At 66.0% G+C, this 24,566-nt stretch carries 2 protein-coding genes; both read left to right on the forward strand.

Annotation, left to right across the window (positions count from 1 at the left end):
• Nucleotides 1-251: 251 nt before the first annotated feature.
• The gene (locus ACQRBV_RS19220) at nt 252-13,163 is read left to right on the forward strand and encodes an amino acid adenylation domain-containing protein (RefSeq protein WP_411984358.1); all 12,912 of its coding nucleotides are present in this window, start codon (nt 252-254) and stop codon (nt 13,161-13,163) included.
• Nucleotides 13,160-24,505 (forward strand): amino acid adenylation domain-containing protein, encoded by an 11,346-nt coding sequence (locus ACQRBV_RS19225; protein WP_411984357.1) that lies wholly within the window; start codon nt 13,160-13,162, stop codon nt 24,503-24,505. The genes ACQRBV_RS19220 and ACQRBV_RS19225 overlap by 4 nt, the downstream gene beginning before the upstream one ends.
• Nucleotides 24,506-24,566: the final 61 nt, after the last annotated feature.

Raw genomic sequence — 24,566 nt, forward strand, 5'->3', positions numbered from 1 at the left:
CCGCAGCAACGGATATGTACCCGATCCTGTAGATACCCAAGCCCCGCCTAGAGCGACGCAAGTCCGCCCGTGTCCCCACTTCCCATGTCACCCCCCACCCGCCAAACCCCTTAACGTCCCAGACCAGCCGGAAGCCCCCCAGGCCCCCCGGCTGCGCCCGCTATTTTCCCAGGGCGCGCAGCGCACCCGATTCAAGCGGCAGCTGAAAACGGACTTTCTTCTCAACCGTGACTTATCAGGCAGGTTACCCCATGCAGTTCAGCGAATTATTGGCAGCGATTTCCACCCATGCGATCCGTCTGCAGACTGAAGAGGGCGACCTGATCATCCTGGGCGACGACGAAGCCCTGAGCGACGCGCTGTGGGATCAACTGATCGCCCACAAGCCCGCACTGCTGGCACTGGTGGCCGAGCACGGCGGTGACTGGCTGAGCCCGGCTTACCGCATCACCCCGGCCATGCTGCCGCTGGTCAACCTCGACCAGGCCGCCATCGACCGTATCGTCGCCGCGATCCCGGGTGGCGCGGCGAATGTGCAAGACATCTACCCCCTGGCGCCGCTCCAGGAAGGCATGCTCTACCACCACCTTTCGGCCGAGCAAGGCGACCCCTACGTGCTGCACGCGCAGTTTGTGTTCGACAACCGCGCACGGCTGGAGGCTTTCGCCGAAGCCTTGCAATGGGTGATCGACCGCCACGACATCCTGCGCACCTCGATGGTCTGGGAACGCCTCGACGAACCGCTGCAAGTGGTGTGGCGCAAGGCGCCGCTGGTGTGCGAAGACATCCGCTGCGACGGCGGCGATGCGCTGGCCCAGTTGCAGGCGCGTTATGACGCGCGTACTTACCGCATGGACCTGGGCCAGGCGCCGCTGTTGCGCCTGGTCTTCGCAGACGACCCGGCCAACCAGCGGGTCGTGGCAATGCTGCTGTTCCACCACACCATCCTCGACCACACCGCCCTCGACGGGGTGCGCCATGAACTCCAGCTGTACCTGGCCGGCGAGCACGCCCTGGCCGGCGAGCCGGTGCCGTTTCGCAGCTACATCGCCCAGGTACGCCAGGGCGTCAGTGAGCAGGCTCACGAAACGTTTTTCCGCGAGATGCTGGCCGATATCGACGCGCCGACGTTGCCGTTCGGCTTGCAGAATGTGCAAGGCGATGGCCACGGCGTCGATGAGGCACGTATCCCCGTCGACAGCGGCCTGAGCCGGCGCCTGCGGACCTTGGCACGCCCGTTGGGGGTGAGCATGGCGAGCCTGCTGCATCTGGCCCTGGCCCGTGTGCTGGGCGTGGTATCCGGCCGTGAAGCGGTGGTGTTCGGCACGGTGATGCTCGGTCGCATGGACGCGGGCGAAGGCGGTGAACGCGCCTTGGGCATGTTCATCAATACCTTGCCGTTGCGCGTGGACGTGGGCGAGCAGGGCATCCGCGCCGGGGTCAAGGCGACCCATGCGCGCCTCACCACCTTGCTCGATCATGAACATGCCTCCCTGGCACTGGCGCAACGTTGCAGCGGCGTCGCCGCGCCGACGCCGCTGTTCAGTGCGATGCTTAACTATCGTCACAGCGCGGCCACCGATATGGCGGCCGTCATCGAGGTCGCCCCCGGCATCCAGGTGTTGGGCGCCGAGGAGCGCACCAACTACCCGTTGACGGTCAACGTCGATGACCTGGGCGAAGACCTTGCACTGAGCGTGATCGTCGAGGCCTCCATCGGCGCAGGCCGAGTAGCCGGCTACCTGCATACGGCCCTCGAAAGCCTGGCCGATGCGTTGGAGCAGCGACCGGATATGCCGCTCAGCGGCCTGAACATACTGCCCGACGCCGAACGCCAGACCCTCCTGCACGGCCTCAACCAAAGCCCCACGCATTATGCCGATAACGCCCTGATCCACCAGCAAGTCGAAGCCCATGCCGCCGCCCACCCCGAGGCGGTCGCGCTGCGTTTCGATCACCGGCGTCTGACCTACCGTCAGCTCAACGAACGCGCCAATCAGGTAGCCCACCGCCTGCTGGCCCAAGGCGTGCGCCCCGACGACCGCGTGGCGATCTGCGTTGAGCGTGGCCTGGAAATGATCATCGGCCTGCTGGGCATTCTCAAGGCCGGTGCCGGTTATGTGCCGATCGACCCGGCTTACCCGCTGGAACGTATCGCCTTCACCTTGCACGACAGCGAGCCGGTGGCCGTGCTGGTGCAGGCCAACACTGCGCACTTGGTCGGTGAGCTGACGCAGATCGACCTCAACCACCTGGGCCAGGAATCCATCGTCAACCCGCGACTGGCGTTGAGCCCGGCCAACCTGGCCTACGTGATCTACACCTCCGGTTCCACCGGCTTGCCCAAGGGCGTGATGATCGAACACCGCCAGGTGGCGCGGTTGTTCACGGCCACCGAGCACTGGTTTGGCTTCAATAGCAACGATGTGTGGGCGTTGTTCCATTCCTTTGCCTTCGACTTCTCGGTGTGGGAAATCTGGGGCGCGCTGATGCACGGCGGCCAGTTGTTGATCGTGCCGCAACTGGTCAGCCGCTCGCCGGATGAGTGCTACACGCTGCTCTGCGAGGCGGGCGTGAGCATCCTCAACCAGACGCCGAGCGCGTTCCGGCAGTTGATCGCCGCCCAAGGCCGCAGCCCCGCAGCGCACTCTCTGCGCCAGGTGATTTTTGGCGGTGAAGCCCTGGAGCCGGGCCTGCTCAAGCCGTGGTATGCCCGCGCAATCAATGCCGGCACGCAACTGGTGAACATGTACGGCATCACCGAGACCACCGTGCACGTGACCTATCGCGCCTTGCAGGCGGCGGATACCCAGTTGGTGGGTGTCAGCCCGATTGGCGTGCGTATTCCCGACTTGCAGTTGTACGTGCTCGATGCGGCTCGCGAGCCGTTGCCGTTTGGCGTGGCCGGCGAGTTGTACGTCGGCGGTGCCGGTGTCGCGCGTGGTTACTTGAACCGACCGGCGCTGAACGCCGAACGCTTCCTCACCGACCCGGTCACCGGCCAGCGCCTGTACAAGACCGGTGACCTGGGCCGCCTGCTGGCCGACGGCAGCGTTGAATACCTGGGGCGCAACGACGACCAGGTGAAGATCCGCGGCTTCCGCATCGAACTGGGCGAAATCGAAGCGCGCCTGGCCACCGCCGACGGCGTGCGTGACGCCGTGGTGATTGCCCGTGAGGATGAACCGGGCGACAAGCGCCTGGTGGCCTATGTGATTGCCGACGGCGAACTCAGCACCGCCGCCTTGCGCGACCATCTACTGCGCAGCCTGGCTGACTACATGGTGCCCAGCGCCTTCGTACGGCTGGACCAGTTGCCGCTCACCCCCAACGGCAAGCTCGACCGCAAGGCGTTGCCCGCCCCGGATACCGATGCGCTGGTGCGCCGTGGTTATGCCGCCCCGCAGGGCGCGGTGGAAACCACCATCGCCGGCCTCTGGCAAGAGCTGCTCAAGCTCGACCGCGTGGGGCGTGACGATAACTTCTTCGAGCTGGGCGGGCACTCGTTGCTGGCGGTCAAGTTGATCGAACGCATGCGCCAGGCCGACCTCAGTGCCGATGTGCGCGTGCTGTTCGGCCAGCCCACCCTGGCTGCCTTGGCGGCGGCGGTGGGCGGGCAGCGGGAGGTCCAGGTTCCGGCCAACCTCATCAGCGCAACCAGCGAACAGATCACGCCGCAGATGCTGCCGTTGGTGGCGCTGGACCAAGCGGCGATCGACCACATCATCGCCGGCGTACCCGGCGGCCTTGGCAACGTGCAGGACATCTACGGCCTGGCCCCGTTGCAAGCCGGCATCCTCTACCACCACCTGGCAACCACCGAGGGCGATCCCTACGTGTTGCAGGTGCAGTTGCGCTTCACCGACCAGGCCGCAGTGGACGCGTTCGTCCAGGCGCTGCATCGCGTGATCGAACGCAATGACATCCTGCGCACCGGCATTCTCTGGGAGGGCCTGGAGGAACCGGTGCAAGTGGTACTGCGCCAGGCGCCGCTGGCCGTCGAGCGCCTGGAAAGCCCGGGCCAGGATGCGTTGGCGCAACTGCAGCAGCGCTTTGACCCGCGCCACTATCGCCTCGACCTGTCGCGCGCCTCACTGATGCGCTTTGCCTATGCCCAGGCGCCGGACGGGTTGGTCGGCATCCTGTTGTTGCACCACATCCTGCTCGACCACACCGCGCTGCAAGTGCTGGTACAGGAGATGAGCGCCAGCCTGTCCGGCGATGACGCGCACTTGCCGGAACCGGTGCAGTACCGCAATTACGTGGCCCAGGCGCGCCTCGGCGTGACCCAGGCGCAGCACGAAGCCTTCTTCAGCGACATGCTCGGCGATCTCGATGAGCCCACCCTGGCGTTCGGCCTGCAGGACGTGAACGGCGACGGCAGCGGCATCCTCGAAGCCCACCTGCCTCTGGAACCGTCCCTTGGCCAGGGTCTGCGCGAACAGGCGCGGCAACTGGGCGTGAGCACTGCCAGCCTGGTGCACCTGGCCTGGGCGCAGGTGCTGGGCCAGGTGTCCGGCCAGCAGGATGTGGTGTTCGGAACCGTGTTGCTGGGCCGCATGCAGGGCGGCGAGGGCGCCGACCGCGCACTGGGCATGTTCATCAATACCTTGCCGCTGCGGGTCAGCCTCGGCACTGTCGGCGTACAGGCCGGGGTGCGCGCCACCCATGCGCGGCTGGCGCAATTGCTCGGGCATGAGCACGCCTCGTTGTCCCTGGCCCAGCGTTGCAGCGGTGTGCCGGGTTCATTGCCGCTGTTCAGCACGCTGCTCAACTACCGCCACAGCGCGCCGGATGAAGCCCCGGGCGACAGCCCGTTCGCCGCTGCGGGCATTCAAATCCTCAGTTCCGAAGAGCGCAGCAACTACCCCCTGGTCCTCAACGTCGATGACTTGGGCAGCGGGTTCGCGCTCACGGTGCAAGGCGTGGCCAGCCTGGATGTGCAACGTGTGGGCGAATACATGCTCACCGCATTGCGCCACCTGGTCAGCGCCTTGCAGCAAGCGCCGACCACGCCGTTGCAGGCGGTGTCGATCCTGCCGCCCGCCGAGCGTCATCAACTGCTGGTGACGTTCAACGCCACCCACCGCGAATACCCGTCGCAACTGACCGTGCAGCAACTGTTCGAAGCCCAGGCGCTGGCCCGGCCGGAGGCGGTAGCGGCCGTGCACGGCGCGTTGTCGCTGAGTTACCGTGACCTTAACCGGCGCGCCAACCGCCTGGCCCATCACTTGCTCCAGCAAGGCGTGCAGCCCGGCGAAAGCGTGGCGATTGCCCTGCCGCGCTCCCTCGATCTGCTGGTGTGTCAGTTGGCGATCCTCAAGTGCGCGGCGGTGTATGTGCCGCTGGACATCAACGCCCCGGTGGACCGCCAGGCGTACATGGTGCAGGACAGTGGCGCACACCGGGTGCTCACGACCCTGGCCGACCTGAATCTGGAGGCGCAGTCAGCGCGCAATCCGGAGCTGGCGCAAAGCTCGGAAAGCGTGGCGTACATCCTCTACACCTCCGGCTCCACCGGCGCCCCGAAGGGTGTGCAAGTGCCGCACCGCGCCATCTCGCGCCTGGTGCTCAACAACGGTTACGCTGATTTCAACGAGCGCGACCGCGTGGCCTTCGCCTCCAACCCGGCGTTCGATGCCAGCACCCTCGACGTATGGGCGCCATTGCTCAATGGCGGTTGCGTGGTGGTGGTCGACCAGGCCGTGCTGCTGTCCCAGGCGGCGTTCGCCGCATTGCTGCAGGAGCAGGCCGTCAGTGTGTTGTGGATGACCGCCGGGCTGTTCCATCAGTACGCCGATGCGCTGATGCCGGTGTTGCCTCAGTTGCGTTACCTGATCGTCGGCGGTGACGTCCTCGACCCGCTGGTGATCGGCCGCGTGCTCCGGCACGGCAAGCCCCGGCACCTGCTTAACGGCTACGGGCCGACCGAAGCCACCACGTTCTCCACCACCCACGAGATCACTGCGGTGGGCGAGGGCGGCATCCCCATCGGCCGGCCAATCGCGAATGCCCAGGCCTATGTGCTCGACGCCCGTCTACAACCGCTGCCGCTGGGCGTGGTCGGTGAGCTGTATATCGGCGGTGCGGGTGTGGCCAAGGGGTACTTGAACCAGCCGCAACTGACCGCCGAAAAATTCATCGCCAACCCCTTTGGTGACGGCCTGCTGTACCGCACCGGCGACCTGGCAAGCTGGCAGGCCGACGGCACGTTGCTCTACCAGGGGCGCAATGACCTGCAATTGAAGATTCGCGGCTTTCGTATCGAACCGGGCGAAATCGAGACGTGCCTGGCCACGTTTGCCGGGGTCAAGGACGCCGTGGTGCTGGCCCGCGAAGACCAGCCTGGCGACAAGCGCCTGGTGGCGTACTACACCGGCGAGGCGGCGTTGCCGATCGAAGCGTTGCGTGCCCACCTGCAAGCACGCTTGCCGGACTACATGGTGCCTTCGGCCTATGTCTGGCTCGCGCTGTTGCCCCTGACCGCCAACGGCAAGCTGGATCGCAAGGGCTTGCCGGCACCGGATCAGAGCGCGCTGCTCAGCCGTGGCTACGAAGCGCCGGAAGGCGAAGTGGAAACCCTGCTGGCGCAGATCTGGCAGGACGTGCTCAAGCTGGAACGCGTGGGGCGTCACGACCATTTCTTCGAGCTGGGCGGGCATTCGTTGCTCGCCGTCAGCCTGATCGAACGCATGCGCCAGGTGGGCCTGAGCGCCGATGTGCGCGTGCTGTTCAGCCAGCCGAGCCTGGCCGCGTTGGCGGCGGCGGTCGGCAGCGGCCGTGAGGTCGTGGTGCCTGCCAACGGTATCCCGGCGGGTTGCACGCACATCGAGCCGGCGATGCTGAGCCTGGTGCAACTCGATCAGGCGGCGATCGAGCGGATCGTCGCCAGCGTCCCGGGGGGCGCGGCGAATGTGCAGGATATCTACCCGCTGGCACCGCTGCAGGAAGGCATCCTTTATCACCACATCAGCGCCGAGCAGGGCGATCCCTACCTGTTGCAGTCGCGCATGGCGTTCGACAGCCTCGAGCGCTTGCAAGGCTTCATGGGCGCGCTGCAACAGGTGGTTGCGCGCCACGATATCTTGCGCACGGGCGTGGTCTGGGAAGGCTTGGACAGCCCGGTGCAGGTTGTGTGGCGCGACGCCCAGCTAGTGGTGCAGGAAGTCACCCTGGACCCGGCGGACGGTAGTGTCATCGAACAACTGCACGCGCGTTTCGACGCCCGCCACTACCGCCTGGACATTACCCAGGCGCCGCTGCTGCGCATGGTCTATGCGCAGGACCCGAACCATCAGCGAGTCGCGGCGATCCTGCTGTTCCACCACCTGGCGCTGGACCATACCGCCATGGCCGTGGTCGGCCAGGAAATGCGCGCCTGCCTGCTCGACCAGGCCGATGCCTTGCCTGCGCCGTCGCCGTTTCGCAACTATGTGGCCCAGGCACGCCTGGGGGTGAGCGTGGCGGAACATGAACAGTTCTTCCGCGAAATGCTCGCCGATGTCGATGAACCGACCTTGCCTTTTGGCGTGCAGGATGTGCAGGGCGACGGGCGGGATATCGAAGAAGCCGAGCAACCGCTGGAGGCAGCCCTGGCGCTGCGGGTGCGTGAGCAGGCGCGCCTGCTGGGCGTCAGCGCGGCGAGCCTGATGCATCTGGCCTGGGCGCAGGTGCTGGGGCTGGTGTCTGGGCGCGACGACGTGGTGTTCGGCACCGTGTTGATGGGCCGCATGCAGGCCGGCGACGGTGCCGACCGGGCGCTGGGTATGTTCATCAATACCTTGCCGCTGCGGGTCAATGTAGCCGTCGGCGCGACGGTGGCGGTCAAGGCCACCCATGCGCGCTTGAGTGCATTGCTCGGCCACGAACATGCGTCGCTGGCCCTGGCGCAACGTTGCAGCGGCGTGGCGGCGGCCGTGCCGCTGTTCAGCGCGCTGCTCAATTACCGCCATAGCACGCCTGACGAAATGGCCCGCGACGGCCAGGGCATCTGGCAAGGCGTGCAATTGTTGGGCGGTGAAGAACGCAGCAACTACCCACTGACCTTGAGTGTCGATGACCTGGGAACAGGCTTTGCCCTGAGCGTGTTGGCGCTGCCGCAGATCGGCGCCCGGCGCCTGTGCGGCTACATGCACGGCGCCATCGAGCAACTGGTCGCGACCCTGGAAAGCGGCGCCACCACCGCGCTCAATCAGCTGTCGATCCTGCCGGCGGCGGAGCGCGAAACCCTGTTGCGCGAGTTCAACAACACTGCAGTGGATTTCCCCACCGGGCACACCGTGCATGGCGCCTTTGAGGCCCAGGTCGAGCGCCAGCCCAACGCGATTGCCGTGCAGCAAGAGGAGGAGTCGCTGACCTATCAGCAACTCAATCAACGCGCCAACCAGTTGGCTCATCACCTGCTGCAACAGGGCGTACAGCCGGATGACCGCGTGGCGCTGTGCTGCCGTCGCGGCCCACAGATGCTGGTCGGGTTGCTGGGCATTCTCAAGGCCGGCGCCGGCTATGTGCCCATCGACCCGGCTTACCCCGCCGAGCGTATCGCCTACCTGTTGCAGGACAGCGCCCCGGTGGCGGTGCTGGCCGAGGCCGGCACCCGTGACCTGCTCGGTGCGGTGCCCACCGTGGACCTGCAGAGCGACTGTTGGCAGCACCATCCCGTCAGCAACCCGCAACTGCCGACCCTGACCCCCGCGCACCTGGCCTACGTGATCTACACCTCCGGCTCCACCGGCCAGCCCAAGGGCGTGATGGTGGAACACCGCACCGTGGAAAACCTGGTGCACTGGCACTGCGAAGCCTTCGGCCTGGATGCGCGCAGCCACACCAGCAGTGTCGCCGGTTTCGGCTTTGATGCGATGGCCTGGGAAGTCTGGCCGGCACTCTGCGCCGGCGCGACCCTGCACCTGCCGCCGGCCCAAATGGGTAATGAGAACATCGACGCACTGCTCGACTGGTGGCTGGCGCAGCCGCTGGATGTGAGCTTCCTGCCCACGCCCGTGGCTGAGTACGCCTTCAGCCAGAACCTGCTGCACCCGACGTTGCGCATCCTGCTGATCGGTGGCGACCGCCTGCGCCAGTTCACCCAGGAGCGACGCTTTGCAGTGATCAATAACTACGGCCCCACCGAAGCCACTGTGGTCGCCACTTCCGGCCGCGTGCGCGCCGGGCAGGTGCTGCATATCGGCAGGCCGATCGCCAATGCCCACACCTACCTGCTCGATGCGCAGTTGCGCCCGGTGCCGGTCGGTGTGGTCGGTGAGTTGTATGTGGGCGGTTGCGGTGTGGCGCGAGGCTATCTGAACCGTGCGGACCTGACCGCCGAGCGTTTCCTGCAAGACCCGTTTAACCCTGGGCGCATGTACCGTACCGGCGACCTGGCGCGCTGGTTGCCCGACGGCAATCTCGAGTACCTGGGCCGTAACGACGACCAGGTGAAAGTGCGCGGCGTACGCGTTGAACTGGGCGAAATCGAAAGCCGCCTGGCCGCCTTGCCTGGCATTGACGAAGCGGTGGTGCTGGTGCGTGACGCTCGCCTGGTGGCCTGGTTCACCGCGCAGCAAGCGCCGGCCATCGAGACGCTGCGCGAGCAACTGCAAGCGCAACTGCCGGATGCACTGGTGCCGGTCGCCTACGTCAAGCTCGACGCGTGGCCCCTGACCGCCAACGGCAAGCTGGACCGCAAGGCCCTGCCGGAGCCCGATCAGGCCGCGCTACTCAGCCGCGACTACGAGGCGCCCCAGGGCGACGTGGAGACCACCCTGGCGCGGATCTGGGCCGAGGTGCTGCAAGTGGAGCGCGTCGGGCGCCATGACCACTTCTTTGAGCTGGGCGGGCATTCGTTGCTGGCCGTCAGCCTGATCGAACGCATGCGCCAGGTCGGCCTGAGCGCCGACGTGCGCGTGTTGTTCAGCCAGCCGACGTTGGCCGCCCTCGCCGGCGCCGTGGGCAGTGGCCGCGAAGTGCAGGTGCCGCCCAACCGGATTGCCGCCGATTGTGCGCGTATTACCCCGGATATGCTGACCCTGGTCGACCTCGATCAATCGACCCTCGACCAGGTGGTCAACCAGGTGCCCGGTGGCGCGGCCAATGTGCAGGATATCTACCCGCTGGCGCCGTTGCAGGAAGGCATGCTGTATCACTACCTCAGCGCCGAGCAGGGCGACCCGTACCTGCTGCAATCGCACCTGGCCTTTGATTGCCTCGAGCGCCTGCAAGCCTTTGCCCAGGCGCTGCAACAGGTGATCGACCGTCACGATATCCTGCGCACCGGCGTGGTCTGGGAGGGCCTGGTGCAGCCGCTGCAAGTGGTGTGGCGCCGTGCCCAGTTGCCGCTGGAAGAGTTGCAGTTGGACGGCGATGTGTTGGCGGCGCTGTACGCACACTCCGATGCCCGCCGCTATCGCCTGGATATCCGCCAGGCCCCGCTGATTCGTTTGATGTTCGCCCAGGACCCGGCCAACCAGCGCGTAGTGGCGGCGTTGCTGTATCACCACATTGCGCTGGACCACACCGCGTTCGACGTGGTGCTGCGCGAAATGCAGGGCCATTTGCTCGGCCACGCCGCGCCAACCGTCGCCCCCATGCCGTACCGCAACTACGTGGCTCAGGCGCGCCTGGGCGTCAGCGAACAGGAGCACGAAGCGTTCTTCCGCGAGATGCTCGGCGACGTCGATGAGCCGACCTTGCCGTTCGGTTTGCAGGATGTGCGCGGCGACGGCCGTGAGATCGAGGAACACTGCCTGCGCCTGGACAGCGAGCTCAACCGCCGCCTGCGCGCCCAGGCCAGGTTGCTTGGCGTGAGCAGCGCAAGCCTGTTCCACCTGGCCTGGGGCCAAGTGCTGGCGGCTACGTCGGGGCGCCACAGCGTGGTGTTCGGCACCGTGCTGGTCGGGCGCATGCAAGGCGGCGAGGGCGCCGACAGGGCGCTCGGGGTGTTTATCAATACCTTGCCGCTGCGCCTGGACATCGATGCGCAAGGCGCCCGTATGGCTGTGCGGGCCACCCATGCGCGGCTGACCGCGTTGCTCGGGCATGAACATGCATCCCTGGCCCTGGCCCAGCGTTGCAGTGGGGTGGCGGCACCGGCGCCGTTGTTCAGCTCGATGCTCAACTATCGCCATCGCGGCGTCGCCACGCGTGCCGCCGAGGCACAGCAGGCGTGGGAAGGCATGCAGACGCTGGTCAACGATGGGCGCACCAACTACCCGCTGACGTTGAACGTGGATGACCTGGGCGATGGCTACGACGTCACCGCCCTGGCGCAGTTCGATGCGCAGCGCGTGTGCGGTTATATGCAGACGGCCCTGGCGGGCCTGGTTGACGCCTTGGAGCAGGCACCGCACCAGGCGCTCAATCGTCTGCCGGTCCTGGGCCACGACGAGCGCCAGAAACTGCTGGTGGCGTTCAACGCCACCGATGTCAGCTACAACCTCGACCAGACCCTGCACGGTCTGTTCGAGGCGCAGGTGGCGAAAACGCCGAATGCGCCGGCGGTCAAGGCCGCTGAGCAGCAACTGAGCTACGCAGAGCTTAATGAACGTGCCAACCGCCTGGCCCATCACCTGCGGGAACTCGGAGTAGAGCCGGATTCACACGTGGGTATCTGCGTCGAGCGGGGCCTGGACATGGTGGTCGGCCTGCTGGCCATCCTCAAGGCCGGTGGCGCCTACGTGCCGCTGGACCCGGCGTACCCGTTGGAGCGCATCGCCTACATGCTGCAAGACAGCGCGCCGGTGGTGGTGCTGGCGCAAGGTGGCACCCGCACGTTGCTGGGCGACGTGCCGCTGCTTGATCTGGATTCGGTCACCTGGCAGCACCAGCCCGCCACCAACCCCCAGGTGCCGGGCCTGAGCGCCCGGCACTCGGCCTATGTGATCTACACCTCGGGTTCCACGGGCCAGCCCAAAGGCGTGATCAACGAACACGCCGGCGTGGTCAACCGTTTGTTGTGGATGCAGGACGCCTATGGCCTCAAGGCCGATGACAGGGTGTTGCAGAAAACCCCGTTCAGCTTCGACGTGTCGGTGTGGGAATTCTTCTGGCCGCTGTTGAGCGGTGCGCGCCTGGTCATGGCGCGCCCGGGTGGGCACAAAGACCCGGCGTACCTGTGCGACGTGATCGAGGCCGAACACATCACCACCTTGCACTTTGTACCGTCGATGCTCGATGTGTTCCTGGCCCATGGCGATGTTGGCCAGGCCAGCGGGCTGGTGCGGGTGATGTGCAGTGGCGAAGCGTTGCCGGGCAGCCTGGTGCGGCGCTTCAAGCAGCAATTGCCGGGGAGCGGCCTGTACAACCTGTATGGCCCGACAGAAGCGGCGGTGGACGTGACGGCCTGGAACTGCGCACGCCCCGAGGTCCCGGACAACACGCCGATCGGCAAACCCATCGCCAACACCCGGATGTATGTGCTGGATGCGCAGTTGCAGCCGGTGCCGCTGGGCGTGGTCGGTGAGTTGTTCATCGGTGGGGTGCAAGTGGCGCGGGGTTACCTGAACCGCCCGGAACTGACCGCCGAGCGTTTCCTCGACGACCCGTTCACCCAAGGGCGCCTGTATCGCACCGGGGACGTGGGCCGCTATTTGCCCGACGGCAATATCGAGTACCTGGGCCGTAACGATGACCAGGTGAAGATCCGAGGCCTGCGCATTGAACTGGGCGAAATCCAGGCGCGCCTGCTGGAGTACGCGCAGGTCAATGAAGCGGCGGTAGTAGCCCGCGAAGAGCGGCTGATTGCCTACTACACCGGCGTGCACACCGACATCGAAACACTGCGCGCCCATCTGTTGCAGCACCTGCCGGACTTCATGGTGCCCGCTCTGTTCGTGCACCTCGACGCGCTGCCGCTGAGCCCCAACGGCAAGCTTGACCGCAAGGCGTTGCCGCTGCCGGGCATGGAGGCATTGATCGTGCGCGAATACCAGGCGCCGCAAGGTCACACCGAGACCCTGCTGGCCCGGCTGTGGGCCGAGCTGCTTGGCGTGGAGCGGGTAGGGCGCCATGACAATTTCTTTGAACTGGGCGGGCATTCACTGCTCGCCGTGAGCTTGATCGGGCGCTTGCGCCAGGAAGGCATGGAAGCCGATGTGCGGGCGCTGTTCGAACAGCCGACCCTGGCGGGCTACGCCGCCGTCATCGAACAAATGGAGATCGTCCTGTGAGCATCCTCGAACTACTGGCGACGCTGCAAACCAAGGGTGTCCAACTGGCGCTCAAGGGTGAGCAGTTGTCGGTGCAAGGCAATAAACAAGCGTTGCAAGACCCGGCGCTGCTGGCCGCGCTGCGCGAACACAAACCGGCGCTGATCGAGTTGATCAAGGGCGGCGAATACTCGGCGACCAAGGCCGGTGAAGTAACGGTGCCGGCCAATGGTATCCCGCTGGATGCCGAGCGCGTCACCCCGGCGATGTTGAGCCTGTCGACGCTGAGCCAGGAGGAGATCGACGGCCTCATCGCCACGGTCGATGGCGGTGTCGCGAATATCCAGGACATCTACCCGTTGGCGCCGCTGCAGGAAGGCATCCTGTTCCATCACGTCAGCGCCGAGCACGGTGACCCGTATGTGATGCAGTCGCAGTTCGCCTTCGACAGCCTTGAGCGTTTCGACGCGTTTGCCCAGGCCCTGCAGGCCGTCATGGACCGGCACGACATCCTGCGTACCAGCGTGGTCTGGGAAGGTTTGCGCGAGCCCTCGCAAGTGGTCTGGCGCCAGGCTCGCCTGCCGGTGCAGGCCCTTGAGCTGGACCCCGCCGATGGCGACATCGCGGCGCAACTGCACGGGCTGTTCGACGTTCGTCACTATCGCCTCGACGTGACCCGGGCGCCGTTGCTGCGCCTGGTGCGCGCCGATGACCCGGTGAATGCGCGGATTGTCGCCACCTTGCTGTTTCACCACATGGCTCTGGACCACAGCGCCCTTGAAGTGGTGTGCCATGAACTGCAGGCGTGCCTGTTGGGGCAGGGCGCGGCGCTCGGTCAGCCGGTGCCGTTTCGCAACTATGTGGCTCAGGCGCGACTGGGGGTCAGCGAGCAGGAGCACGAGGCGTTCTTCCGCCAGATGCTCGGCGATATCAGCGAGCCGACCTTGCCGTTCGGCTTGCAGGATGTACAGGGCGATGCCCGTGGCATCACTGAAGTCAGCCTGCCGCTGTCGCCGCAGCTGGGGCAGCGCCTGCGTGCACAGGCACGGCTGTTGGCGGTGAGCGCCGCCAGCCTGTTCCATATGGGCTGGGCACAGGTGCTGGGCGTGCTCGCCGGCAAGCGGCAGGTGGTATTCGGCACGGTCTTGATGGGCCGTATGCAAGGTAGTCATGACACCGAGCGTGCGCTGGGAATCTTCATCAACACCTTGCCGTTTCGCGTGGACGTGGATGACCAGGACGTGCGTGCCGGGGTCAAGACCACGCACGTGCGCCTGACCACCTTGCTGCGCCATGAACATGCGGCGCTCGCCCTGGCGCAGCGTTGCAGTGGGGTGGTGGCACCGACGCCGTTGTTCAGCGCCTTGCTCAACTACCGTCACAGCGCGTCGGCCGCCAGTGAGCAGGCGTTATCGGCCTGGGCGGGCATCACCGCGCTCAGCGCCGAGGAGCGCACCAACTACCCGTTGACCTTGAGCGTGGATGACTTCGGCGAAGGCTTTGGCCTGAGCCTGCTGGCCAGCACCCAAGTGGACCCGCAACGCGTCTGCGCCTACCTGCAAACCGCCCTGGAAAACCTGGTGACGGCGCTGGAGCAGGCGCCCCACACGGCGCTCAACCAGATCGCGGTCGTACCTGCCTGCGAACAACAGCTGCTGCTGGAGCAGTTCAATGCGACCCAGGCCGACTTCCCCCAGGGCACCTCGGTGCACGCGCGCATCGAGGCCCAGGCCGCGCTCACGCCCGACGCCGTTGCCGCCGTGCACCAAGGCCGACAACGCACCTATGCCGAGCTGAACCAGCAAGCCAACCTGCTGGCTCATCACCTGATCGCGCTGGGCGTGCAGCCCGACGACCGCGTGGCCATCGTCGCCCGCCGTGGCCTGGACACCCTGGCCGGGTTGCTGGCGATCCTCAAGGCAGGGGCCTGCTATGTGCCGGTGGACCCCTCCCACCCGGCCGAGCGCCTGAACTACCTGCTGAGCGACAGCGCCCCGGTGGCGGTACTGACCCAGCAGGCGTTGCTCGAGCGTCTGCCGGTGCTGGACGTGCCGGTGATCAACCTGGATCGCTACACCTGGCAGCACCACTCGGCGAGTAATCCCAAGACCGGCGTCACGCCGTCGAACCTGGCATACGTGATCTACACCTCCGGTTCCACCGGCCTGCCCAAGGGCGTGATGGTGGAACACCACACCGTGACCAACCTGGTGGACTGGCATTGCCACGCCTTTGACCTGTGTGCCGGGCGCCATACCGCCAGCGTGGCCGGGTTCGGCTTTGACGCGATGGCCTGGGAAGTGTGGCCGGCACTGTGTGTGGGCGCGACCCTGCACTTGGCACCGACCCAGGAGGGCGGTGAAGACATCGACGCCTTGCTGGCGTGGTGGGGCGCGCAACCTCTGGATGTATGCTTCCTGCCGACACCGGTGGCCGAGTACGCCTTCAGCCAACAGATCGAACATCCGACGCTGCGCACCCTGTTGATCGGCGGCGACCGCCTGCGCCAGTTTGCGCGGGCGCAGCGCTTTGCATTGATCAACAACTATGGCCCCACCGAGGCCACGGTGGTTGCCACTTCCGGCAAGGTCGAAGTGGGGCAGCCGCTGCATATCGGAAAACCCATCGCCAATGCCACGGTGTACGTGCTGGACGAACAACAACGCCCGGTGCCCCTGGGCGTGGCAGGCGAGTTGTATGTGGGCGGCAAGGGCGTGGCGCGCGGTTACCTGAACCGCCCGGAACTGACCGCAGAACGCTTCCTGCAGGACCCGTTCAACGGCGGGCGCATGTACCGCAGCGGCGACCTGGTGCGTTGGCTGCCGGACGGCAACCTCGAGTACCTGGGGCGTAACGATGACCAGGTGAAAATCCGCGGCATGCGCATCGAGTTGGGCGAGATCGAAACCCAACTGAACCAACTGCCCGGCATCCTCGAAGCCGTGGTGCTGGTGCGTGACGAGCGGCTGGTGGCTTATTTCACCGAGAAGCCGCAGTTGGACCCGCTGACGGTGGCAGGCATCCGTGCCCATCTGGTGGCGCACCTGCCGGACTACATGGTGCCGGTGGCCTTCGTGAAACTCGACGCGTTGCCGCTGACCGCCAACGGCAAGCTCGACCGCAAGGCCCTGCCGGCGCCGGACATGGCGGCGGTGTTTAGCCGTGAATACGTGGCGCCCCAAGGCGAAATCGAAACCCAGCTGGCGCAGATCTGGGCCGATGTGCTGCAGGTCGAGCGCGTGGGGCGGCACGACCATTTCTTCGAACTGGGCGGGCACTCGTTGCTGGCCATGCGCATGGTGTCCCAGGTACGCCAGCGCCTGGGCGTGGAGCTGTTGCTGGGAGACTTGTTTGCCAACGCGGAACTGGCCGCCGTCAGCGACGTGTTGGCCCAGGCCGGCCGCAGCACCTTGCCGGACATCCTCCCGGCCAACCGCGATGAACACATCCCGCTGTCCTTCGCCCAGCAGCGCCTGTGGTTCCTGGCGCTGATGGAAGGCGCCAACACCGCCTACAACATCCCCATTGGCCTGCGCCTGCGCGGGCAGTTGCATGTAGAGGCGTTGCAACGCGCACTGGCACGCATCGTTGCGCGGCATGAAACCCTGCGCAGCCGTTTCGCCCAGCACGGTGACGAAGCCCAGGTGCTGGTGGTTCCGGCCGAGGAGATGCTGCCCCTGCAAGTACAGGACCTGCGCCGCCATCCGCAACCGCAACAGGCGCTGGACGCGCTGATCCAGGGCGAAGCGTCGGCGCCGTTCGACCTGGAGCGTGGCCCGTTGCTGCGCGGACGCCTGGTGGTGATGGCCGACGATCACCATGTGTTGCTGTTGACCCTGCACCATATCGTTTCCGATGGCTGGTCCATGGGCGTGCTGACCCGTGAGCTGATGGCGCTGTACCGGGCGTTCAGCCACGGCCAGCCAGACCCGTTGCCGCCGCTGCCGATCCAGTACGGCGACTTTGCCGTATGGCAGCGCCTGTGGTTGAGCGGTGAAGTGCTGCAGCGCCAGAGCGCCTATTGGCAGCAGGCGCTGGACGGCGCCCCGGCCTTGCTCACGCTGCCCACCGATCGCCCGCGCCCGGCGCAGCAGGACTACGCCGGCAACAGCGTCGCCGTGCGCCTGGATGAACGCCTCACGGCCGGGCTCAAGGCTTTGAGCCAGCGGCATGGCACCACGCTGTACATGACCTTGATGGCGGCCTGGGCGTCGTTGTTGGCGCGGTTGTCCGGGCAGCAGGACCTGGTGATCGGCTCGCCGGTGGCCAACCGCACGCGCAGCGAGGTGGAAGGGTTGATCGGGCTGTTCGTCAACACCCTGGCGGTGCGCATCGATACCTCGGGTGAGTTGAGCACCGAGGCCCTGCTGGCGCGGGTCAAGCGCCTGACGCTGGCGGCCCAGGCCCATCAGGACCTGCCGTTCGAACAAGTGGTGGAGATTACCCGCCCGGTGCGCAGCCTGGCGCACAGCCCGCTGTTCCAGACCCTGCTGACCTGGCAGGACAGCAGCGCCCCGGCCCTGGCGCTGGGTGACCTGGCGTTGGAGAGCATTGTGGAGAACAGCCACTTTGCCAAGTTCGATCTGTCCCTGGACCTGGGAGAAGTGCAGGGCACTTTGATCGGATCGTTGGAATACGCCGTGGCGCTGTTCGATGAGTCGACAATCGAGCGTTATGTCGGTTACTTCGAGCGGGTCTTGCAGGCCATGGTCGATAACGACCAGGCCGTGCTGGAACATGCGCCGCTGCTGGATGAGCGCGAGCGCCAGCACCTGTTGTTCGACTTCAACGCCACGCAGGTCGATTACAACCTTGACCAGACCCTGCATGGGTTGTTCGAGGCTCAGGTCGAGCGTTCACCGCACGCCGTGGCCGTCAAGGCCGGGGATCGGCAGTTGACCTACGCCGAACTCAATGCACAAGCCAATCGGTTGGCCCATCACCTGATGGCGTTGGGCGTGCAACCGGGCGCGCGGGTCGCTATCTGCGTGGAGCGCGGCCTGGAAATGGTGGTCGGCCTGTACGCGATTCTCAAGGCCGGTGCCGGCTATGTACCGTTGGACCCGGCCTACCCGCTGGAGCGCATCGCCTACATGCTCAAGGACAGCGCGCCTTGGGTACTGCTGGCCCAGGGCACGACGCATACCTTGCTCGGCCAGGTGCCGGTGGTCGACCTGGACCGCCCGACCTGGCAGCACCTGTCGGCCAACAATCCCCAGGTAGCCAGCCAGACCGCGTATGTGATCTACACCTCCGGCTCCACCGGCCAGCCCAAGGGCGTGATCAACGAGCACGCGGGGGTGGTCAACCGTCTGCTGTGGATGCAGGACGAATACGGGCTGACCGCCGATGATACGGTGCTGCAGAAAACCCCGTTCAGTTTCGATGTGTCGGTGTGGGAGTTCTTCTGGCCGCTGTTCACCGGCGCACGCCTGGTGATGGCGCGCCCGGGCGGGCACAAAGACCCGGCCTACCTGTGCGAAGTGATCGAGGCGGAACGCATCACCACTTTGCACTTTGTGCCGTCGATGCTCGAGGTGTTCCTCGCTCATGACGATCTGAGCCAGGCCGCTGCGCTGGTGCGGGTGATGTGCAGTGGCGAAGCGTTGCCGGGCAGCCTGGTGCGCCGCTTCAAGCAGCAGTTGACGGGGATCGCCCTGTACAACCTGTATGGCCCGACAGAAGCGGCGGTGGATGTGACGGCGTGGAACTGCGCCGGGCCGCTGACCCCGGACAACACGCCGATCGGCAAGCCGATTGCCAATACCCGCATGTACCTGCTGGACGCGCAGTTGCAGCCGGTACCGCTGGGTGTGGTCGGTGAATTGTTTATCGGCGGTGTGCAAGTGGCACGGGGTTACCTGAACCGCCCGGAACTGACCGCCGAGCGTTTCCTCGACGACCCGTTCACCCACGGGCGCCTGTATCGCACCGGGGACGTGGGCCGCTATTTGCCCGACGGCAATATCGAGTACCTGGGCCGTAACGATGACCAGGTGAAGATCCGTGGCCTGCGGATCGAACTGGGGGAAATCCAGGCACGACTGCTGGAACATGCCCAGGTCAACGAAGCGGCGGTGGTGGCGCGCGAAGACCGGCTGATCGCCTATTACACCGGCGTGCCGACTGCGGTCGAAGCACTGCGTGCTCACCTCCTGCACCACCTGCCGGAGTTCATGGTCCCGGCCGTCTTCGTACATCTTGAGGCTTTGCCGCTGAGCCCCAACGGCAAGCTCGACCGCAAGGCACTGCCGGCACCGGATGTGGATGCGCTGGGGAGGCGCGAATACGAAGCGCCCCAGGGCGATACGGAAATCAGCCTGGCCAGCCTCTGGGCCGAGCTGCTCAACGTGGAGCGCGTAGGCCGTCACGACAACTTCTTCGAGTTGGGCGGGCACTCGTTGCTGGCGGTCAGCCTGATGGGGCGCATGCGCCGCCTGGGGTTGTCGGCGGACGTGAAGGTGCTGTTCGGCCAACCGACGCTGGCGGGTCTGGCGGCGGCGTTGGGCGGCGGGCGCGAAGTGGCGGTGCCGGCCAATCGGATTGCCGCGGACTGCACCCGGATCACCCCGGGTATGCTGCCGTTGATCCAGCTCGATCAGCCGGCCATCGACCGGATCGTCGCCTGCATCCCGGGGGGCGTGGCGAATGTGCAGGATATCTACGTGCTGGCGCCGTTGCAGGCCGGGATGCTGTATCAGCATCGTGCGACGCAGGGCGCTGACGCTTATGTGCTTCAGGCGCAATTCGGCTTTGACAGCCAGGCGCGCCTGGACGCCTTTACCCAGGCGTTGCAGGCGGTGATCCAGCGGCATGACGTGTTGCGTTCGTCATTCCATTGGGACGGCCTCGAGGAGCCGGTACAAGTGGTGTGGCGCAACGCGGTGTTGCGGGTTGAAACCGGGCCGCTGCCGCAACGTCTGGACCTGGGCCAGGCACCGTTGATGCGCCTGGTGTGCAGCGAGGCGGCGCAAGGGCTGGTCGCCACGTTGTTGTTCCACCACTTGGTCATGGACCACGTCGCCCTGGAGATCCTGCAACAGGAGCTGCAAGCCTTTTTGCTGGGGACTTCGGACACCTTGGGAGAGGCCGTTCCGTATCGCAACTATGTAGCCCAGACGCTAGCCCAGATCCGACCGGGTGGGGACGATCACGAAGGCTTCTTCCGCGAGATGCTCAGTGAGATCGATGAGCCGACGCAAGTCGAGCCGCTGGGGCCTGATGAGCCGGTGCAGGTGGCAATAGACCCGTCACTCAGCCAGCGCCTGCGCAGCCAGGCGCGTCTGTCGGGTGTCAGCGCAGCGAGCCTGATGCACCTGGCCTGGGCCCAGGTGTTGGGCAAGGTGGCGGGGCGTGAGCAGGTGGTGTTCGGCACGGTGATGCTCGGCCGTCTGCAAGGCGGCGAAGGCGCCGAGCGGGCCATGGGCGTATTTATCAATACCCTGCCGCTGCGCGTCGATCTCGGCGAACACGCGGTGCGTGATGCCCTGCGCGCCACCCACGCACGCCTGAGCCAACTGCTCAGCCATGAACACGCGCCGCTGGCCGTAGCGCAACGTTGCAGCGGTGTGCCGGTGGGAACGCCGCTGTTCAACGTGCTGTTCAACTACCGCCACAGTGCGCCGCACGCCACTGGAGTGGCCGAGGCGTGGCAAGGCATTCAATTGCTCAAGGCGCAGGAGCACACCAACTATGCGCTGTCGCTGAGTGTGGATGACCTGGGCGACGGTTTCAGCCTCAAGGCCATGGGGTCGGGTGCCCGACGCCTGTGTGCCTACCTGAATGTCGCCCTTGAGCACATCGTGCAGGCGTTGGAGCAGGGCAGCGCTATCGCCATCGGGCGCTTGCCGATTCTGCCCGACGTCGAGCGACAGCAGTTGCTGGGCTTCAACGCGACCACTCGGGCGTACCCGCGTGAACACACGGTGCAGCGCCTGTTCGAAGCCCAGGCCCAGGCACGACCGGATGCCGTGGCGGCACGGCATGGCGAACACGGCTTGAGCTACGCTGACTTGAACACCCGCGCCAACCGCCTGGCCCATCATCTGTTGGGGCTGGGCGTGCAGCCGGGCGAGCCTGTGGCGATGCTGTTGCCGCGTTCGCTGGACCTGCTGGTCTGCCAATTGGCGATCCTCAAATGCGCGGCCGCCTACGTGCCGCTGGACCTCAACGCGCCGGCCGAGCGCCAGGACTTCATGCTGCAAGACAGCGGCTCGACCTGGCTGTTGACCCGCAGCGATATGCGTACCGTGCATTCGGCGCAGCGGCTGGACCTGGACACCCTGGTTCTTGACCCGCAACCGAGCCATAACCCGGTCCTGTCGCAGGCGTCGGACAGCGTGGCGTACATCATGTACACCTCGGGCTCCACCGGCGCGCCCAAAGGCGTTCTGGTGCCGCATCGCGGCATTACCCGGCTGGTGCTCAACAATGGCTATGCCGACTTCAATGCCAGTGACCGCGTGGCCTTTGCCTCCAACCCGGCTTTCGACGCCAGTACCATGGACGTGTGGGGCGCCTTGCTCAACGGCGGCCAGGTGCAGGTGATCGACCACGCCACCTTGCTCGACCCGGCCGCGTTCGGCGCGGCGCTGGCCGGCGCCACGGTGCTGTTCGTGACCACGGCGCTGTTCAACCAGTATGTGCAGATGATCCCGGATGCATTGGCCGGTTTGCGCATCCTGTTGTGTGGCGGCGAGCGGGCCGACCCGGCCGCCTTCCGCACGTTGCTGGCACGGGCACCGGCCGTGCGCCTGGTGCATTGCTATGGGCCGACCGAAACCACCACCTACGCCACCACGCATGAAGTGCGTGCGCTGGCGCCAAGCGCCGACAGCGTGCCGATCGGCGGGCCGATTGCCAATACCCAGGTCTATGTGCTGGATGCGCAACTGCAAGCGCTGCCGTTGGGGGTGAGCGGCGAAATCTGCATCGGCGGCGACGGCGTGGCCAAGGGGTATTTGAACCGGCCCGAGCTGACTGCCGAGAAGTTTGTCGATGACCCGTTCAACCCAGGCAGCCTGATGTACCGCACCGGCGACCTCGGCCGCTGGACGGCGGACGGCCTGCTGGAGTGCATCGGACGCAATGACGACCAGGTGAAGATCCGCGGTTTCCGCATCGAGCTGGGTGAGATCCAAGCGCGCCTGGCCGCCTGCACCGGCGTCCGAGAGGCGGTGGTGCTGGCGCGTGAGGATGTACCGGGCGACAAGCGTCTGGTCGCGTATTTCACCTGGGCCGGCGAACCGGTCGGCGTCGACGCGGTGCGTGCCTTTCTGCAAGGTCAGTTGCCGGCGTACATGGTCCCGTCGGCCTATGTTCCCTTGGCGCAGTTGCCATTGACCGCCAATGGCAAGGTCGACCGTAAAGCCTTGCCGATACCTGACAGGGAGGCGTTGGCCCATCGCGATTTCGAAGCCCCGATGGACGCTTTGGAGCAAACCTTGGCGCCACTCTGGGCCGAGGTGCTGAAACTTGCGCAGGTGGGGCGGCATGACAGCTTCTTCGAGTTGGGTGGGCATTCGCTGTTGGCGATCCGCCTGGTCAAGCTGATGGAGGAGGCCGGTTTGCCGGTGTCCCTGGCCGAGCTGTTCCAGCATGCCAGCGTGGCCTCCGTGGCGGCGATGCTGCGCGAGCGTGCTGATAAGCCGGTGCGTGAGACGTCGGTGGTCACGGTGCGCAGCGGCGGTTCTCAGCCGCCGCTGTTCCTGGTGCACGAGTTCAGCGGCATGGACGTGTACTTCCCGGCGCTGGGCCAGCATCTGCCCGGCGATTACCCCATCTACGGCCTGCCGGGCGTGCCCCTCGGCGAGCCGCACTTGAACACCATGGAAGGGTTGGCGGCGCGCCTGGTCGGTCTGATTCGCGGCCTCCAGCCCCATGGGCCGTACCGGATCGCCGGTTGGTCGTTTGGCGGGGTGCTGGCCTATGAAGTCGCCATGCAACTGCTGGGGCTGGACGAGTCGGTCGCGTTTCTCGGGCTGATCGACAGCTACGTGCCGCGCATGACCGACCAAGGCAAGGCGCGCTGGAGCGGTACGGACGCGCTCAAGCGCCACTTGCTGTTGCAGTGCAGCGCCTATTGGAAAGCCCAGGGAGGTATCAATGAGTTGGCGAGTATTGAGCAATTGGAGGCAGGCCTTGGACAGCTGGACTTTGCGGGCCTGCTGCAACGTTGTCGCGATCAAGGTCTGCTATACGCGCAAATGGCGGCGGCGACGGACACCGACCTCTTGAATTTCATCGAGCGGGAAGTCGGGCATGGACATGCGTTGGCGCATTACAGCCTGTTCCCGCTGCCGCTGGCGGTGCATCTGTTCAGTGCCCAGGAACGGCCTACCGAGCTGTCGCGACGCAGTGAATCGCTGGGCTGGAGCGACGCGTTGGCGCCGGGGCAACTGCGCCGCATCGAAGTGCCGGGGGATCACCAGAGCATGATGCAAGCCCCGCATATCCAGGCGTTGGGCCGCGCGCTGAACGAGGCATTGGCAACGGGGGTGCCGGTCAAGGAGGCCGTGCATCAACCGCTGCTGCGCATTCAAAGCGGCCGCGCAGGGCATGCGCCGATCTTTTGCGTGCCGGGGGCGGGTGACAGCGTCACCGGCTTCGTCGGCTTGAGTGAGGCACTGGGGCGTGACTGGCCGCTGTATGGCTTGCAACCCCGTGGCCTCGACGGCGAAGCGGTGCCCCACAGCCAAGTGGAAGCGGCGGCGCAATGTTACCTGGCGGCGTTGGAGCACGAGTGCCCGCAGGGGCCGGTGCATCTTATCGGACATTCGTTTGGCGGCTGGGTCGCGCTGGAAATGGCGCTGCGCTTGCAGGCTGCGGGGCGTGAAGTGGCGTCATTGACTGTGATCGACAGTGAGTCGCCGGGTGGCAACGGTGTGATAGGGCGGCCATACACCTCGACGGCGGCGCTGCTGCGCTTGATCGAGTCCATGCAGGTGTCGGCCGGCAAGTCGCTGGGCATCGATCCGCCGGACTTTGCCCTGCGCGATGAAGTGGCCCAGCGGCAGGCGTTGCATGCGGGGATGGTGCGCGTGGGGTTGCTGCCTGCCCGCGCTGCGGTGGATGCGATGGTGGGGCCTGCGCGTACCTATGCGGCGGCGTTGCGCACGGTGTATCGGCCGGCGCGGCCGTATCGCGGGGTGGTGCGCCTGCTGTTGGCACGCGACGCGACCCTGGACAGGGCGGGCAATCAGCGTGATCAGGGGTTGATGATTGAAGGCTGGCGGCGCCAAGGCAGTGGGCTGGAGGTGGGCTATGGCGAGGGAAATCATTTCACCTTGCTTAAAGCACCGAATGTTCAGGGAGTGGCGCAGTGGTGGCTTGAGCGTTTGGTGATTGGGGAGGTGGTGTCTTGAAGGCCATGCAACGCGCCTATTTTTAACTGTTCCGCTTTAGAACGGACCTCATCACTGCTTT

This window comes from Pseudomonas sp. R11F (genome assembly GCF_050312575.1).
Lineage (GTDB): Bacteria > Pseudomonadota > Gammaproteobacteria > Pseudomonadales > Pseudomonadaceae > Aquipseudomonas > Aquipseudomonas palleroniana.